The organism is Streptomyces sp. NPDC054866, assembly GCF_053610745.1.
In genome coordinates, this window is record NZ_JBSGZA010000002.1 from 36,720 (window position 1) to 49,969 (window position 13,250).

General features: G+C 71.7%; 16 protein-coding genes. 6 read left to right on the forward strand and 10 right to left on the reverse strand.

What is annotated here, in order from left to right:
- Positions 1–133: 133 nt before the first annotated feature.
- Positions 134–1,177, forward strand: a complete 1,044-nt coding sequence (locus ACWGI2_RS08825) for a CopD family protein (protein ID WP_453694718.1) — start codon at positions 134–136, stop codon at positions 1,175–1,177.
- On the opposite strand, the gene ACWGI2_RS08830 is transcribed toward ACWGI2_RS08825, so the two are convergent.
- The 7 genes from ACWGI2_RS08830 to ACWGI2_RS08860 all read right to left on the reverse strand — a co-directional run bounded on the left by ACWGI2_RS08830 (position 1,110) and on the right by ACWGI2_RS08860 (position 7,840).
- Positions 1,110–1,817 carry a lysoplasmalogenase gene (locus ACWGI2_RS08830; RefSeq protein ID WP_453694719.1) on the reverse strand — a complete coding sequence of 236 codons (708 nt, stop codon included), beginning with the start codon at positions 1,815–1,817 and terminating at the stop codon, positions 1,110–1,112. The genes ACWGI2_RS08825 and ACWGI2_RS08830 overlap by 68 nt on opposite strands.
- A 50-nt stretch (positions 1,818–1,867) precedes the next feature.
- Positions 1,868–2,752 (reverse strand): sterol desaturase family protein, encoded by an 885-nt coding sequence (locus tag ACWGI2_RS08835; RefSeq protein ID WP_453694720.1) that lies wholly within the window; start codon positions 2,750–2,752, stop codon positions 1,868–1,870.
- Between the two features lie 107 nt (positions 2,753–2,859).
- Positions 2,860–3,576: a VIT1/CCC1 transporter family protein gene (locus ACWGI2_RS08840; RefSeq protein WP_453401203.1), complete on the reverse strand. Its 717-nt coding sequence runs from the start codon at positions 3,574–3,576 to the stop codon at positions 2,860–2,862.
- A gap of 48 nt (positions 3,577–3,624) precedes the next feature.
- Positions 3,625–4,866 carry an amidohydrolase family protein gene (locus ACWGI2_RS08845; RefSeq protein WP_453694721.1) on the reverse strand — a complete coding sequence of 414 codons (1,242 nt, stop codon included), beginning with the start codon at positions 4,864–4,866 and terminating at the stop codon, positions 3,625–3,627.
- Positions 4,863–6,146 carry an amidohydrolase family protein gene (locus ACWGI2_RS08850; protein ID WP_453694722.1) on the reverse strand — a complete coding sequence of 428 codons (1,284 nt, stop codon included), beginning with the start codon at positions 6,144–6,146 and terminating at the stop codon, positions 4,863–4,865. The genes ACWGI2_RS08845 and ACWGI2_RS08850 overlap by 4 nt, the downstream gene beginning before the upstream one ends.
- 10 nt (positions 6,147–6,156) lie before the next feature.
- Positions 6,157–7,041: an SDR family NAD(P)-dependent oxidoreductase gene (locus ACWGI2_RS08855; RefSeq protein ID WP_453694723.1), complete on the reverse strand. Its 885-nt coding sequence runs from the start codon at positions 7,039–7,041 to the stop codon at positions 6,157–6,159.
- 1 nt (position 7,042) lies between these two features.
- Positions 7,043–7,840, reverse strand: coding sequence for an acetoacetate decarboxylase family protein (locus ACWGI2_RS08860; protein WP_453401207.1), 798 nt, complete (start codon positions 7,838–7,840; stop codon positions 7,043–7,045).
- 71 nt (positions 7,841–7,911) lie between these two features.
- Here ACWGI2_RS08860 and ACWGI2_RS08865 point away from each other — a divergent pair, with 71 nt between their 5' ends.
- The 5 genes from ACWGI2_RS08865 to ACWGI2_RS08885 all read left to right on the forward strand — a co-directional run bounded on the left by ACWGI2_RS08865 (position 7,912) and on the right by ACWGI2_RS08885 (position 11,583).
- A complete protein-coding gene (locus ACWGI2_RS08865) occupies positions 7,912–8,580 on the forward strand; it encodes a TetR/AcrR family transcriptional regulator (RefSeq protein WP_453401208.1) in 669 nt (222 codons plus the stop codon).
- A gap of 31 nt (positions 8,581–8,611) precedes the next feature.
- Positions 8,612–9,619, forward strand: coding sequence for a DEDDh family exonuclease (locus ACWGI2_RS08870; protein WP_453694724.1), 1,008 nt, complete (start codon positions 8,612–8,614; stop codon positions 9,617–9,619).
- A gap of 88 nt (positions 9,620–9,707) precedes the next feature.
- A complete protein-coding gene (locus tag ACWGI2_RS08875; protein ID WP_135331724.1) occupies positions 9,708–9,941 on the forward strand; it encodes a hypothetical protein in 234 nt (77 codons plus the stop codon).
- Between the two features lie 49 nt (positions 9,942–9,990).
- Positions 9,991–10,785, forward strand: a complete 795-nt coding sequence (locus ACWGI2_RS08880) for an SURF1 family cytochrome oxidase biogenesis protein (RefSeq protein WP_453695691.1) — start codon at positions 9,991–9,993, stop codon at positions 10,783–10,785.
- Positions 10,786–10,827: 42 nt separating this feature from the next.
- Positions 10,828–11,583, forward strand: coding sequence for an SDR family oxidoreductase (locus tag ACWGI2_RS08885; RefSeq protein WP_453694725.1), 756 nt, complete (start codon positions 10,828–10,830; stop codon positions 11,581–11,583).
- 55 nt (positions 11,584–11,638) lie between these two features.
- On the opposite strand, the gene amaP is transcribed toward ACWGI2_RS08885, so the two are convergent.
- Genes amaP through ACWGI2_RS08900 form a run of 3 tightly spaced genes read right to left on the reverse strand, consistent with a single transcriptional unit; the run spans position 11,639 to position 13,250 of the window.
- The gene (gene amaP / locus ACWGI2_RS08890) at positions 11,639–12,217 is read right to left on the reverse strand and encodes an alkaline shock response membrane anchor protein AmaP (RefSeq protein ID WP_453694726.1); all 579 of its coding nucleotides are present in this window, start codon (positions 12,215–12,217) and stop codon (positions 11,639–11,641) included.
- Positions 12,218–12,222: 5 nt separating this feature from the next.
- A complete protein-coding gene (locus ACWGI2_RS08895) occupies positions 12,223–12,909 on the reverse strand; it encodes a DUF6286 domain-containing protein (protein ID WP_453694727.1) in 687 nt (228 codons plus the stop codon).
- Positions 12,906–13,250 carry a hypothetical protein gene (locus tag ACWGI2_RS08900; RefSeq protein WP_453694728.1) on the reverse strand — a complete coding sequence of 115 codons (345 nt, stop codon included), beginning with the start codon at positions 13,248–13,250 and terminating at the stop codon, positions 12,906–12,908. Before ACWGI2_RS08900 ends, ACWGI2_RS08895 begins: the two co-directional genes overlap by 4 nt.

Sequence of the window (13,250 nt, forward strand, 5' to 3'; positions counted from 1 at the left end):
CGTGTGCCGCCCGGCCCTTCGCGTGAGCGTCCGTGACCGGAGCGCCCGCGTGGTTCCGGTGGGGCGGAACGGGGGTCCGCCAGTTGTTTGCCAGGACTTGCCCGTCAAGGGTGCACCTGGTGAAGATCATGTGGTGAGCTCCATACAACCGTCCGCCGACCCCGGTGGCGAGGTCCCGGCCGACGCGGCAGCCGCCGCGTCGCGCGCCCCGCGCCGCCCGCCGACGGGTCATGCCGTCGCCGTGCTGATCCTGGTGGCCGCCGCCGTGCTCGTCCCGCTGCTCGGCCCTTCGGCGGCGCTGAGCGGCACCGGGGAGGCCGAGGCGCCCGGCACGGCCGGGATCACGTTCCTGCGGACGGTCATGTTCGCCGCGCTCTGCGTGCAGTTGGGCGAGGTGTACGCCACGCGTCTCGCCCGCCGGGTGCCGGGGGCGCCGCTGGACCGTGCGCCGCGGAGTTGGGCGGCGTACGCGGCGGTCGCGGGCCTCGTCGCGGCGCTCGGCCTTGCTTCGGTGGTGGCCACCGGCAACCTGGTGCCGCATCAGCTCTCCGACATGGACGTCGGCGGGCTCTACGCGTCGCGGGACGGCAGGCTGGCGCTCCTGGAGGTCAACGCCTTCATCGTGGCGCTGCTGTGCGCGCACTCGCGCCGCCCCTCCACCGCCGCGCTTCCGCTGGCCGCGGTGATCGTCGCGGAGGCGCTGCGGGCCCACCCTCCGGTGGAGGACACCCCGCTCATCGGCACCGGTCTGACGCTGGTGCACCTGACCTGCGGGGTGCTGTGGGCGGGCGGCCTGTTGCAGGTCCTTCGCATGCTGAGGCTGTGGCGGACGTCGGCTCCGGAGGCGGGCGCGGCGGTACTGGGGCTCTACGCGCGCGTGGCGGCCGTCCTGCTCGCCGCGATCACGGCGACGGGGGTGGTCAGCACCCTGCGCCGGATGCCGCCGGGCACGGTCGTCGACCAGCTGACGGAGACGGCCTACGGGCGCACCTTGCTCGCCAAGGTGCTCCTCGTGGTGGCCGTGGCCGTCCTCGCGCTGCTCGCGCGCCGGCGGCTGCGCAGGTCCGCCGATCCGGTCTCGGCGTACTCCCCCGCGCGCGGGGAGGTCGTCATGCTCGGAGTCGTGGTGGCGGTGTCGGCTCTGCTGACCGCGTTGCCGCTGCCGATTCGCTGGTGAGCCGAGCCGTCAGTACGCCGCTGACCAGCAGGAACTGTGCGGCGATATAGGTGAGCATGATCCAGAAGTCGGGGCGCGGGGCCTGCGGCCACTCGGCGACGCCGGTCGCGATGAGGGTGTCCGACAGGAGGAACAGCGCGCCACCGGCAGCCGCGGTGAGGCCGAGCCTCGTGGCGGCGAACGCCATCGCGGTGAGCAGGAGGCTGTAGCCCGCCACCGGGCCGCGCATGTCCGGGGGGAGGTCCGGCCACAGAAGGGCGACCGTGGCGATGAGGGCGGTGGCGTACGCGGCCACCAGCCAGGCGCCACGCGCGCGTGCCGTGCCATGGCGTTTGAAGAGGGCGAGGTAGCAGATGTGGCCTGCCGCGAAGGAGCCCATTCCCGCGAGGAACGCGGGCTCGGCGTCGAAGAGGAGGAGGGTGTCGCCTCCCCAGCCGAAGAGGAGGGCCCCTATGAGCAGGCGCGGGCCTCTCACCACGCATACGTACCCTGCCAGGAGGGGCATCAGGAGGGGTTTGAAGGCGGTGTGGGCGGCTTCGGAGTCTGCCACCAGTGCTGCCAGGTCGCCGACCGCGGCGAGGCCGAACGCAACGAGCAGCAGCCTTGCCTTGGTGGACGCCTCTGTTTCGACACCCGGCATCGTGGGTTGTGCCCACCCGTTCCGCCCTGCGGAACGCCTGCCCACAACAGTCACGCCGCGCTCTCCGTCACCGGCTCTGCCACCGGCTGTGGTGCCGCAGGCGCCTCTGGCTGCCAGCCAGGGCCCCGGAACAGCCGGCCGCCCCTCTCGCGCCAACTGGTCGCCTTCTTGAGGTCCTTGGCTATCGCCGCGTACTCGTGCGTGGCCACCCGCAGCGGGTTGTACGTGGAGATGTTCTTCGTGAGGCCGTAGACGGGGCGGTCCGTCTCGGCGACCCAGGAGCCGAACATGCGGTCCCAGATGATCAGGATGCCGCCGAAGTTGCGGTCGAGGTAGCCGCCTTGCGACGCGTGGTGCACGCGGTGGTGGGAGGGCGTGTTGAAGACGAACTCGAAGGGGCGCGGGAGCTTCCCGATCCGTTCGGTGTGGATCCAGAACTGGTAGACGAGGTTCGCCGACGAGCAGAACGCGAGCGCCGCCGGATGCACGCCGAGGGCGATCAGCGGGACGTAGAACGGCCAGACCGTCAGGCTCGTCCAGGGCTGGCGCAGCGCCGTCGTGAGGTTGAACTTGCGGCTGGAGTGGTGCACGACGTGGCAGGCCCACAGGATGCGGATGACGTGGTGCCCGCGGTGCGACCAGTAGTAGAAGAAGTCCTGCGCGAGCAGCATCAGCGGGATCGTCCACCACAGGACGGGGATGTGCAGCGGAGTCAGCGCGTAGACCGCCGTGTAGATCGCGACGATGGGGATCTTCCACAGGAAGTCGAAGACGAGGCTGCCGAGCCCCATGGTGATGGAGGTGGCGGCGTCCTTCGTCTCGTACCCGGCCTCGTCCTCGTCGGGATGGATCCGGTGGCTCACTATCTCCACGACGGTGAGCAGCACGAAGGCGGGTATGGACCACAGCACGACATCGGGCAGGTTCGGCGGCATGCGTGCACCGTAAAGGCCCCCGGCCGACCGCCGCTAGACGTGGTTACCGACAAGTATTACCAGGGGTAAGACAGCGGATGTTGGCGATCTCCGCCAAAAGCGGACGCTCAGACGCCGACCGCCCCGAGCAGCGCCCCCGCCCCGTACGTCACCGCCATCGCGAGCGCCCCTCCCCCCATGTTGCGCAGCACGGCGGGTCGCACCTCCGCGGAGCCGAGCCGTGCGCTGCTCCAGCCGGTGAGGGCCAGCGCGCCGAGGACCGAGACGACGGTGACCCCGAGGCGCCAGTCGGCGGGCGGCAGGACGATCGCGAGCAGCGGAAGCAGCGCGCCCACCGTGAAGGCCACGAAGCTGGCCCAGGCGGCGTGCCACGGGTTGGTGAGTTCGTCGGGGTCGATACCGAGCTCCACGCGCGCGTGCGCCCGCAGCGCGTCCCGCTCGGTGAGCTGCTCCGCCGCCTCACGCGCCACCTCGCGGCTCAGCCCGCGCTGCTCCAGCATTCCGGTCAGCTCGGCCAGTTCGGCCTCCGGCTGCTCCCGCAGCTCGCGCCTCTCCATGGCGAGCGCGGCCTTCTCGGAGTCGCGCTGGGTGGACACGGAGACGTACTCGCCCGCGGCCATCGACATCGACCCGGCGAGCAGCCCGGCGAGACCGGCCGTGAGCAGCGTGCCGCGGTCGCCCGTGGCGCCCGCCACGCCGACGACGAGGCCCGCCGTGGAGACGATGCCGTCGTTGGCCCCGAGCACGGCCGCGCGCAGCCAGTTGAGACGGGAGGCGAGCGCGCCGCCGTGTGCTTCGTCGTGTTCAGCCACCTGATCGCTCACCCGGGGAGGGTCTCACCCCGGGTGAGCGGGTTCGGCAGGGGCACGCCGTCACCAGACGCGTACCGACCCTCCCGGAGCGAACACCGGGCTCGTCGCGCCGGCCGGTGTCTCCTTGAGGGGTTCGTCCAGTTCCTGGACCGTCGGTCCCACGCGCGCGGCGACCTCCCCGAGCCGCTCCAGGTCGAAGCCGTAGACTCGGGCCGCGTTGCCGCCGACCATGGCGGCGATCTCGTCCTTCGGGAGACCCGCGTAGGCGATGCGAAGGCCTTCGCGCGAATATGGGTGCGTGCCTTCGTCGTGCGGGTAGTCGCTGCCCCACATGATCTTGTCGAGGCCGATCCGGTCCCTCATCTGCGCCTCGTGCGGGCGCATGAAGCTCGCGCCGACGAAGCAGTTCTCGCGCCAGACCTCGGACGGGCCCTTGCCCATCGAATCGGCGAGCCCCGCACCGAACTTCGACTCGGCGGTGTCCGCCTTGGAGGCCGCCGCGACCAGGCGCCCGTGGTAGTAGTCCAGCATGTCGAGCACGCCCGGGATCCACCCCGAGCCCTGCTCCGTGAGCACGAGCCGCAGCTCCGGGTGGCGGCGGAAGGCGCCGCCGAACACCAGGTGCCACAGCGCCCGGTGCGAGAACCACGTCGTCTCCACCATGAAGACGGCACGCGCGGCGGGTTCCTCGCCAAGGGGCGGGGACGCCGACCCCGCATGGTGGTTGACCGGCACGCCGCGCTCGGCGCAGGCCGCCCAGAGCGGGTCGTACGTCGCCGAGTAGAGCTCCGCGAGCCCGCTGCCCGGCGGTGTGCCGGGCAGCAGGAGGCCGCCGTTCAGACCGGCGTCGGCCGCCCAGTGGACCTCCTTGACGGCCTCGTCCACGTCGTTCAGGAGGATCTGGAAGGCACCCGCCCTGCGCCCCGGAGCCGCGGCGCAGAAGTCGGCAAGCCAGCGATTGTGAGCACGCAGGCCCGCCCAACGCTGCTCGAACTCCGCGCGTGTGGGTGCCGGCGCCATCAAGGAAGCGCTCGGGAAGAAGGGCGGGATGGTGTTCGGGAAGACGACCTCGGCGACGATGCCGTCCGCCTCCAGTTCGGCAAGGCGGCGGTCCGAGTTCCAGTTGCGGTCCGCGGTGTCGGCGAGCAGGTCCTCGTACGGGTTGACGTAGGTGGCCGCCCACGCGTCGAACGCGTCGTGGTGGCGGGACTCCAGGTAGGGCCGGTAGTCGAGGAGATCGGCGCCCGCGTGGCAGTCGGCGGAGATGACGGTGTAGCGCTCTTCGGTCGGGTGAGTCGTCATGCCTGTGCCCCCATCACCGGGAAGTCGTGGTCGGTCAGCCAGTGGCGGCCCACCTCTCGCGAGCGCGCCCAGGAGGCCTCGACGGTCGACTGGTCCGGCTGCTGGCCGAGTTCGGCGGGCGTCGGGCCGATCCTGCGGGCCAGCGGCGCCAGCTTCTCCGTGTCGAAGCCGAAGACCTCCGCCGCCGCGAGACCCAGCATCCGGCGGGTCTCCCCCACCGGGATGTCGTGGAAGGTCTTCTTCAGCCACGCGCGCGTGTCGGGCCAGGTGCCTTCGGGGTGCGGGAAGTCGCTGCCCCAGAGGATGTTGTCGACGCCGATCTCGTAGCGCTGGGCGAGTTCGCGGCGCTTGGTGTTGGTCGCGCAGATGAAGATCTGCCGGTCCAGGTACTCGTGCGGGGGCCGTTTGAGCTCGGCGAACGGGGAGAGCTTCTTGCCGCCGTGCGCGCCCAGGTAGAGGCGGTCCATGAACCACAGGAGGTTCGGCAGCCACCAGCAGCCGGACTCCGCGACGCCGAACTTCAGCCCCGGATGACGCTCGAAGACGCCCGACCAGAGCATGAACCACAGCGGCCGCGCGGGCCACCAGGTCACTTCGGAGACGTAGATCCCGAGGTGGTCGCCGTACTCGTGGCGGGGCGCCGCCCCGGAGTGGGTCATCACGGGCATCGCGCACTCGGCGGCCGCCGCCCACACGGGGTCGTAACGGCGGTCGTGGTAGGGCGCCTTGTCGACCCACATGGAGGGGATCATCAGCGCGCCGAGCCCTGACTCCTTGGCCCGGTGGACCTCCGCGACGACCCGGTCGACCTCTCCGGTGATGGGCAACAGGGCCACCCCGCAGTGCCGTTCGGGGTGCTCGGACACGAAGTCGGCCAGCCAGCGGTTGTGCGCCTGCGCGCCCGCCATGCCGAGCTCCGGGTCCTGGTCCCCCGAGAGGCCGAGGCCCACCCCGAAGGGCGCCGCCGTCTGACTGTCGACGGCGTCCGCGTCGGGGAAGACGACCTCGGCGGCCACCCCGTCGCCGTCGAGCTCCTTGAGGCGCTGCGCGGTCTCCCAGCCGCCGCGCAGGCCCTCCTCGTTGTCCTGGAACCACTTGGCGGCGAACGCGTCGTTGCGGATGCCGAGCCGGGTCGCCTCCGCACGGCGTGCGTCGCGCTCCCCCAGGAACTGATCGAAGTCCCGGTGGAATCGGCTGTCGAGATAGGGCCGGTACTCCTCGGTGGGGAGCCCGGCGTGGCAGTCGGAGGAGATGATCAGGTAAGGGTCCTGGTCGGTCATCACGTGCCCTTCAGTCCAGAATGAAGCTCTCCAGGTACGCCGGGTTCGCGCGGTCCAGCATCGACCGCGACCTGGCCTTGATCTGCTGGTCGCTGTGCTCGCTCTCCGGAAGCAGCCAGAAGCGGCCGGCCGCGATCCCCTCCGCCACGAAGTCCGCGACCTCCTCGACCGGCGTGAACTCGACCTCATTGCCCGCGTCCTTCATCGCGGACTCCCACTGGTCGAGGCTGCGGTAAGGGGTCTTGCGGGGGCGGGACTTGGCGTACCGCTCGGGGCGGTTGCGGTGCGACTCCCACAGGCCCGTGCGCAGCATGTGCGGCCCCGGGAAGAGCACGGAGGCGCCCACGCGCGCGTGCTCCGCCTTCAGGTGCGCGTACAGCGACTCGGTCATCGTCACGACGGCCGCCTTGGTGACCGCGTACACGGAAGCCGTCGGCAGCGGTGCGATGCCGCCGTCGCCGGAGGAGGTGTTGACAACATGGCCAGGATCGCCGCCCGCGATCATCCGGGGCACGAAAGCCTGGATGCCGTGGAAGACACCCCACACATTGACTTCGAAGGCCCACTTCCAGTCGTTCGGCTCGTGCTCCCACATGCGGCCCTCGGCTCCCGAACCGACCCCCGCGTTGTTGCACAGCACATGGACGGCGCCGAACTTCTCGTACGCCGCTTCGGCGAGCGCGAAGACCTCTTCGCGCGAGCCGACGTCGACCACGCGCGCGTGCACGCTCGCCCCGTCCTCGCGCAGCCCGGCCGCCGCCTTCTCCAGGGCGCCCTCCTCGACGTCCGCGAGGACCACCTTCAGGCCGTCCGCCGCGAACCGCCGCGCCATGGCGAGGCCGATGCCGCTCGCCGCGCCCGTGACGACGGCGACCTGCCCTTCCCGCAGCTCCATCTCAGACGCTCCCCTCGGGCGGGCCGTCGAGGATCTGCTGCGGGTCGTCGTAGCGCTGGTGGATGTAGGGAAGCAGTGCCTGCGCGCTGACCCGTTCGGCGACCCGGCCCTTCTGGTCGGTGGTCTTCTCGCCGATGGTGATCTCGACGAGGGCGCGTACGGGAAGGTCCGCGACCGGGTCGTACATCGACTCGCGCAGGACCACGTCCCCGGTGATGCCCTCCAGCTTGCGGACCTTCTCGTTGCGTACGCAGTGCACGAGCACCGGGTCCGCGTCGAAGCCCGAACCGTCCACCGCAGGAAGGAACTTGAAGTAGAAGTCCGTCTTCTGGACCGGCTCGGGAAGCGGCAGGGCGCCGCTGACCGCGCCGCGCACCTCCACGAAGGCGATGCCGTGCCGGGCGAGCCGGGCCCGGACGACCAGGCCGTCGCGCTCCACCTCGACCTCGCCCAGCTTCTTCGGCTCCCCGAAGACCTCACGCCCGCCGATCAGGGCCCGCTCGTGGGTCATCGGCATGACGAGCGGATACCAGCCCTCCACCCCGTCGTGCGAGGCGGCGACGGCCACCGAGCCCGCGCCGAGCGGATATCCGGGCAGGTCGACCTTGCTGATGTTGGCCCGCACCAGCGGCCGGTGCGTCGGCTTCAGCGGGGGCGGCAGGACGGCCGCCACCGCGTCCGGGTCGCTCTCCCAGAGGGCCACCACACCCGTGGACCAGATGTCGGGCAGCTTCGAACTCGCGGTGCGCGCCGCGGTGATCTCCGCCTCGGTGCGCGCTCCGTACCGTACGCGTGCCATGTCGTACCACCCTTCGTCAGAACTACAGGAGGTCTTGCGGGCGGTTCTGTAACACAGTTACAACAGGAGGCGTGAAGAGTGAAGAGACGCGTACGCATCCGGACCGGGAACGCGGTCATCTCGACCGGGAACAGGTACTCGCCGCCGCCACCGCGCTCGTCAAGCAGCACGGCCCGCAGGCCCTGACGATGCGCAAGCTCGCCGCCGAGCTCGGCACCGCCGTCACCTCGATCTACTGGCACGTCGGCAACCGCGATTCACTCCTGGACGCCCTCGTCGAGCGCACCCTCGCCGACCTCGGCGCGATCCACCCCACCGGCCGCACCCCCGACCGGCGCATCGTCTCCGTCGCGCGCGCCCTGCGCCGCCAGCTGCGCGACCACCCGCACCTCGTCGCGATGGTGCACGAACGCGGCCTCACCGAGCGGATGTTCCTGCCCGCACAGCAGGTCCTGGTCCACGAGGTGCACGCGGCGGGCCTGCGCGGCGCCCTCGCCGCCGACGCCGTACGCGCCGTCCAGGTCCACGTCGTCGGCCACGTCCTTGTCGAGCGCAACCGCGAACGCGCCCCCGTGCAAAGCCCCGGCGAGGAAGAACTGTGGGGCGCGCAGACGGCCGAACAGGACCCGGCACTTGCCCGCGCACTCGCCCGACCCGTCGACCCCGAGGCGTTGTTCACCCTGTCGGTGAAGGCACTGGTGTCCGGACTCCTCGACCGGGGACACGGCCCAGGGACCTGACTGTCAGTCGTGGCCCGTATCCTCATGGACCATGCTCGAAGACCAGACGACCGCAGCGTCCGCAGCCACCTGGCCGGCCGCGTACCCAACGGGGTACGCGGTCGTCGACGTCGAGACCACAGGCCTCGCCCGCGACGACCGCATAGTGTCGGCTGCCGTCTACCGCGTGGACGCCCGGGGCGAGGTGGAGGACCACTGGTACACGCTGGTCAACCCCCAGCGCGACCCCGGACCCGTATGGATCCACGGCCTGACCACCGAGCTGCTCGCGGACGCGCCGCTCTTCAAGGACATCGCCGAGGAGTTCGCCGCGCGCCTGGCCGACCGCGTCCTGGTCGCGCACAACGCCGTCTTCGACTGGTCGATGATCGCCAGGGAGTACGCACGCGCCGAGCTCACCGCCCCCGTGCGCCAGCGCCTGTGCACCATCGCCCTCTCCAAGGAGCTGCGGCTCCCGCTGCCCAACCACAAGCTGGAGTCGCTCGCCGCGCACTTCGGAGTCGAACAGCGCAACGCGCACAACGCCCTCGACGACGCGCGCGTGCTCGCCGAGGCCTTCCGCCCCAGCCTCAAGGCCGCGGCGAGCGGCGGGGTGCGGCTGCCGCTCCTGGAGTGCCGGCCGCTCACCGAGTGGACCGACGGCGCGCCCCGTATCGTCCGCCAGCCGACCGGCCCCGGCTCGGCGCCCTCCTCGTACTCCTCGTACGGCCCGGCGAGTTGGCGGCCCTCGCGCAAGCGGCCCGCCTGCCCCTACCCCAACCCGGGTCGGTACGAACCGGGCAAACCGCTCCAACAGGGCATGCGCGTCGCGTTCTCCGGAGACACCTCCATCGAGCGCGATCTCCTTGAGGACCGCGCGGTCGAGGCCGGCCTGCACATCGCGACGAGCGTGTCGCGCCTGACCAGCCTGCTCGTCACGAACGACCCGGAATCGGGCACCTCCAAGACCGTGAAGGCGCGGTCCTTCGGCACGCCCGTCATCGACGAGGCCGCGTTCGGCCAGCTCCTCCAGGATGTCGCTCCGGCGGCGGAGGGCTGAGCCGCCCGTCGCGTCAGACGGGTGATTGTCGGGCCGGCGCCCGCCTGCTTGCTCGCTTGCGGGCGCCTCGCGTCCCACCCTGTGGCGCATGGCACGTTGCGAGGTCTGCGGAAACGACTACGGCATGTCGTTCGAGGTGCACGCGCAAGGCGCGGTGCACGTCTTCGACTGCTTCTCCTGCGCCATTCACCGCATGGCGCCCATCTGTGAGCACTGCCGGTGCCGGATCATCGGCCAGGGCGTGGAGGCCGACGGGCAGTGGTACTGCGGTGCGCACTGCTCGCGGGCGGAGGGGCAGGTGGGCATCGTCGACAGGGTGTGACCCGTACCCCACCCCCGTGCACCCCACGACCGAGTTGTACCGTCGTGGGGTGTACCGCTTCCTGTTGTCCCGGCAGTGGGTGATCCTCACCCTCATCGCCCTCGTTCTCATCCCCACGATGATCGAGCTGGGCTTCTGGCAGTTGCACCGCCACGAGCACCGCGTCGCGCAGAACGCGGAGATCTCCAAGGCACTGGACGCCGAGCCGGTGCCCGCCGAGCGGCTGACCTCGCCCGGCCACTCGGTCAAGGACTCCGAGCGCTACCGCCGGGTCAGCGCGAAGGGGACGTTCGACACGAAGGACGAGGTCGTCGTGCGGCGCCGCACGAACTCCGACGAGGAGATCGGCTTCCACGTCCTGACCCCGTTCGTCCTCGACGACGGCAAGGTCCTCCTTGTCAACCGGGGCTGGATCCCGGCGAACGGACCGCAGACCGCGTTCCCGAAGATCCCCGCCGCCCCCAAGGGCGAGATCACCGTCACCGGCCGCCTGATGGCCGACGAGACGTCCGCGCAGAGCGGCATCAAGGACGTCCAGGGGCTGCCGGACCGTCAGATCATGCTGATCAGCAGCGGGCAGCAGGCGCACAGCCTCGGCAAGGAGGTGCTCGGCGGCTACGTCGAGCTGACCTCGCCGGAGCCCCCCGACAACTCCCCCCAGCTGATCGGCGAGCCCGAGCACGGCGACATCGGCCCGCACATGGCGTACGCGGTCCAGTGGTGGCTGTTCTGCTCGGGCGTGCCCATCGGCTGGGTGATCCTGGTGCGCAGGGAGGTGCGGGACCGCAGGGCAGCCGCCGCGGAGGCGGCGCCCGCGACGGAGTCGACGCCGGCTGCCGTCTAGCGGGCCTCGCGTTCCGTGGCCGGGACGCGGCAGGATAGGGCCATGGATCTTGGACTGAAGGACCGCGTCTACGTCATCACCGGTGCCACCCGGGGCCTGGGCAACGCCGCCGCGCGTGCGCTGGTCGCGGACGGCGCGAAGGTACTGATCACCGGCCGGGACGAGAAGACGGTCGCCGAGGCGGCGAGCGAGCTCGGTGACAACGCCCGGGGCCTCGCCGCCGACAACGCCGATCCGGCCGTCGCCGGCCGTCTTGTCGCCGCCGCGCGTGAGCATTTCGGGCGCTTCGACGGTGTGCTGATCAGTGTCGGCGGTCCCGCGCCCGGTTTCGCCGCCGACAACACGGACGAGCAGTGGGAGTCGGCCTTCGAGTCCGTGTTCCTCGGGGCTGTGCGTCTTGCCCGCTCCGCGGCGGCTGAGCTCGGCGAGGGGGGTGTCATCGGCTTCGTCCTCTCCGCCTCCGTGCACGAGCCGATTGCGGGTCTCACCATCTCCAACGGTCTTCGGCCCGGACTCGCGGGCTTCGCGAAGTCGCTCTCCGACGAGCTCGGGCCCCGGGGCATCCGCGTCGTGGGGCTGCTTCCGGCCCGTATCGACACGGACCGGGTGCGGCAGCTCGACGGGCTCTCCGCGGACCCCGAGGCGACCCGGGCGGGCCACGAGTCCCGGATCCCGCTGCGCCGCTACGGAACCCCGGAGGAGTTCGGACGCACCGCGGCGTTCTTCCTCTCGCCCGCGGCGTCCTACCTGACGGGCGTCATGCTGCCGGTGGACGGCGGGGCGCGGCGGGGGTTCTGACCAGGCGCCGGACGGGCTGGAACGTCCAGCCCGTCAACTCACCCCGCTCAGCCCGTCAACTCACCCGCTCCGCCCGGTGCTTGACCGCCCGAAGCTGCACCACCGCGGGCAGCCTGGCGAGTCCCGCCGACTCCCTCGCGTGCGTCAGCGCCTCCGCGGAGAGCCGGTGCAGCGCCTCACCGGGGGTCGCGTGGGGCTCCAGGTGCAGGGACACCCGCGCCTGTGGCGCGTTGCGCCGCCCCGTCAGGGAGACCGCGGCCCGCTGAACGCCCTCCAGTGACTCCGCCTCCCCCACCAGCACGCTCTCCAGGGCCCGTCCCCGCAGCAGCGCGCCCTCCCCGTCCCCGGTCTCCACGAGCACCTCGGCCAGCCTCCTCCGCCGCAGCTGCGCCACCAGCCACCACAGGGCGAGCAGCAGGAACACCGCGAGTACGGCGATCACCGTGGGCCAGAACCAGCCCTCGTCCCGCCACCGCGACCGGTCCGCGCCGCTCAGCAGGACGTCACGCTCGCCGTCGTGGACCCACCACGACGGCGGCGAAGCCCCGAGCCCGACCGCGAGGACCGAGCCGCCCCCGACCAGGAGCACAAGGCCGATCAGGCCGAGCACCACACGGTTGACCGTCTTCAGCATCGCGCTCAGCCCTTCCTGCCAGGCCGCGCCACCCGGACGGAGAGCGCGGGGCCGCGGGCGAGGCCCAGGTCCCGGATGCCGTCGGCCAGCGTGGCGTCCAAGTCGCTTCGTACGTCGTCGAGTTCACGGAAGTGCGAGACCGCGTGGACGTCCACCTTGGAGCGCGTCATGCGGACCCGCACCGACTGCACGCCGGACACGTCCATCGCCCGGTCCCGCAGCACCATCGCGGCGGCGCCCCGGTGCAGCCCCGCCCGTACGTCCGTGTCCTCGCGCCGCATGGGGAGTACCGCCCGGAGCCCGGGAGTCGCGGCGAGCACGATCAGCCAGAGGCCGGCGGCCGCGGCCACCCCGGCGCCGACGAGGACCGCCGTGTCGTCCAGGGGCCGTTCGGCGAGTTCACGGGCGAGGTCGCGCCGCCATCCCATGGCGGAGTGCCCGGCCCGCACCGCCGCGATGTCGTACAGCAAAAGCCCCGCGCCGCCGAGGATCAGCAGCCCGAGGAGGGCGGCGGGCATGCGCCGGGGCGACCAGAAGCGGGCCGCCTTGGTGTCGTCGGCCAGCGTGGGCGGCGGTTCGTAGGACGCCGCGGAGGCCGACTGGTCGAGTTCGCTCTCGGCACGTTCGACGACGGGCAGCGGCTGCGTGCCGCCACCGGCGCCCGCTTTGTGAGACCCCTGAGCCTCGCTCATCGCGTCCTCCCCTGCGCCGCGGCGCGCACGTGTGCCGAGTGCAGCCGCTCGACCTGGACCGCGACCTCGGGCACTTCCATCCCCGCCAACGCCTTTACCCGCTGGGCGACTTGGCGACGCACGGCGCCGCACTGGCCGCCGATGTCCGAGGGGTAGTCCAGCTCGACGCTGACCCGGACGCGCGCGACGTCATGGCGTACGTGGACGGTCGCGTGCGGCGGCGAGCAGTCCGCGGGCAACTCCGTCAGCGCCTCGCGTGCCGCCTGCGCCGCGATCTTCGCGACGACCCGGTCGGCGATCACGGTCGCGCCGCGCTCCCCGGGCGCGACGTGTGCCGCCAC

Excerpts from the sequence above, each read along its gene's own strand:
- ACWGI2_RS08830 (WP_453694719.1), bottom strand. The coding sequence starts at position 1,817 with ATGCCGGGTGTCGAAACAGAGGCGTCCACCAAGGCAAGGCTGCTGCTC.
- ACWGI2_RS08835 (WP_453694720.1), bottom strand. The coding sequence starts at position 2,752 with ATGCCGCCGAACCTGCCCGATGTCGTGCTGTGGTCCATACCCGCCTTC.
- ACWGI2_RS08845 (WP_453694721.1), bottom strand. The coding sequence starts at position 4,866 with ATGACGACTCACCCGACCGAAGAGCGCTACACCGTCATCTCCGCCGAC.
- ACWGI2_RS08850 (WP_453694722.1), bottom strand. The coding sequence starts at position 6,146 with ATGACCGACCAGGACCCTTACCTGATCATCTCCTCCGACTGCCACGCC.
- ACWGI2_RS08855 (WP_453694723.1), bottom strand. The coding sequence starts at position 7,041 with ATGGAGCTGCGGGAAGGGCAGGTCGCCGTCGTCACGGGCGCGGCGAGC.
- ACWGI2_RS08860 (WP_453401207.1), bottom strand. The coding sequence starts at position 7,840 with ATGGCACGCGTACGGTACGGAGCGCGCACCGAGGCGGAGATCACCGCG.
- ACWGI2_RS08870 (WP_453694724.1), top strand. The coding sequence starts at position 8,612 with ATGCTCGAAGACCAGACGACCGCAGCGTCCGCAGCCACCTGGCCGGCC.
- ACWGI2_RS08875 (WP_135331724.1), top strand. The coding sequence starts at position 9,708 with ATGGCACGTTGCGAGGTCTGCGGAAACGACTACGGCATGTCGTTCGAG.
- ACWGI2_RS08885 (WP_453694725.1), top strand. The coding sequence starts at position 10,828 with ATGGATCTTGGACTGAAGGACCGCGTCTACGTCATCACCGGTGCCACC.
- amaP (WP_453694726.1), bottom strand. The coding sequence starts at position 12,217 with ATGCTGAAGACGGTCAACCGTGTGGTGCTCGGCCTGATCGGCCTTGTG.
- ACWGI2_RS08895 (WP_453694727.1), bottom strand. The coding sequence starts at position 12,909 with ATGAGCGAGGCTCAGGGGTCTCACAAAGCGGGCGCCGGTGGCGGCACG.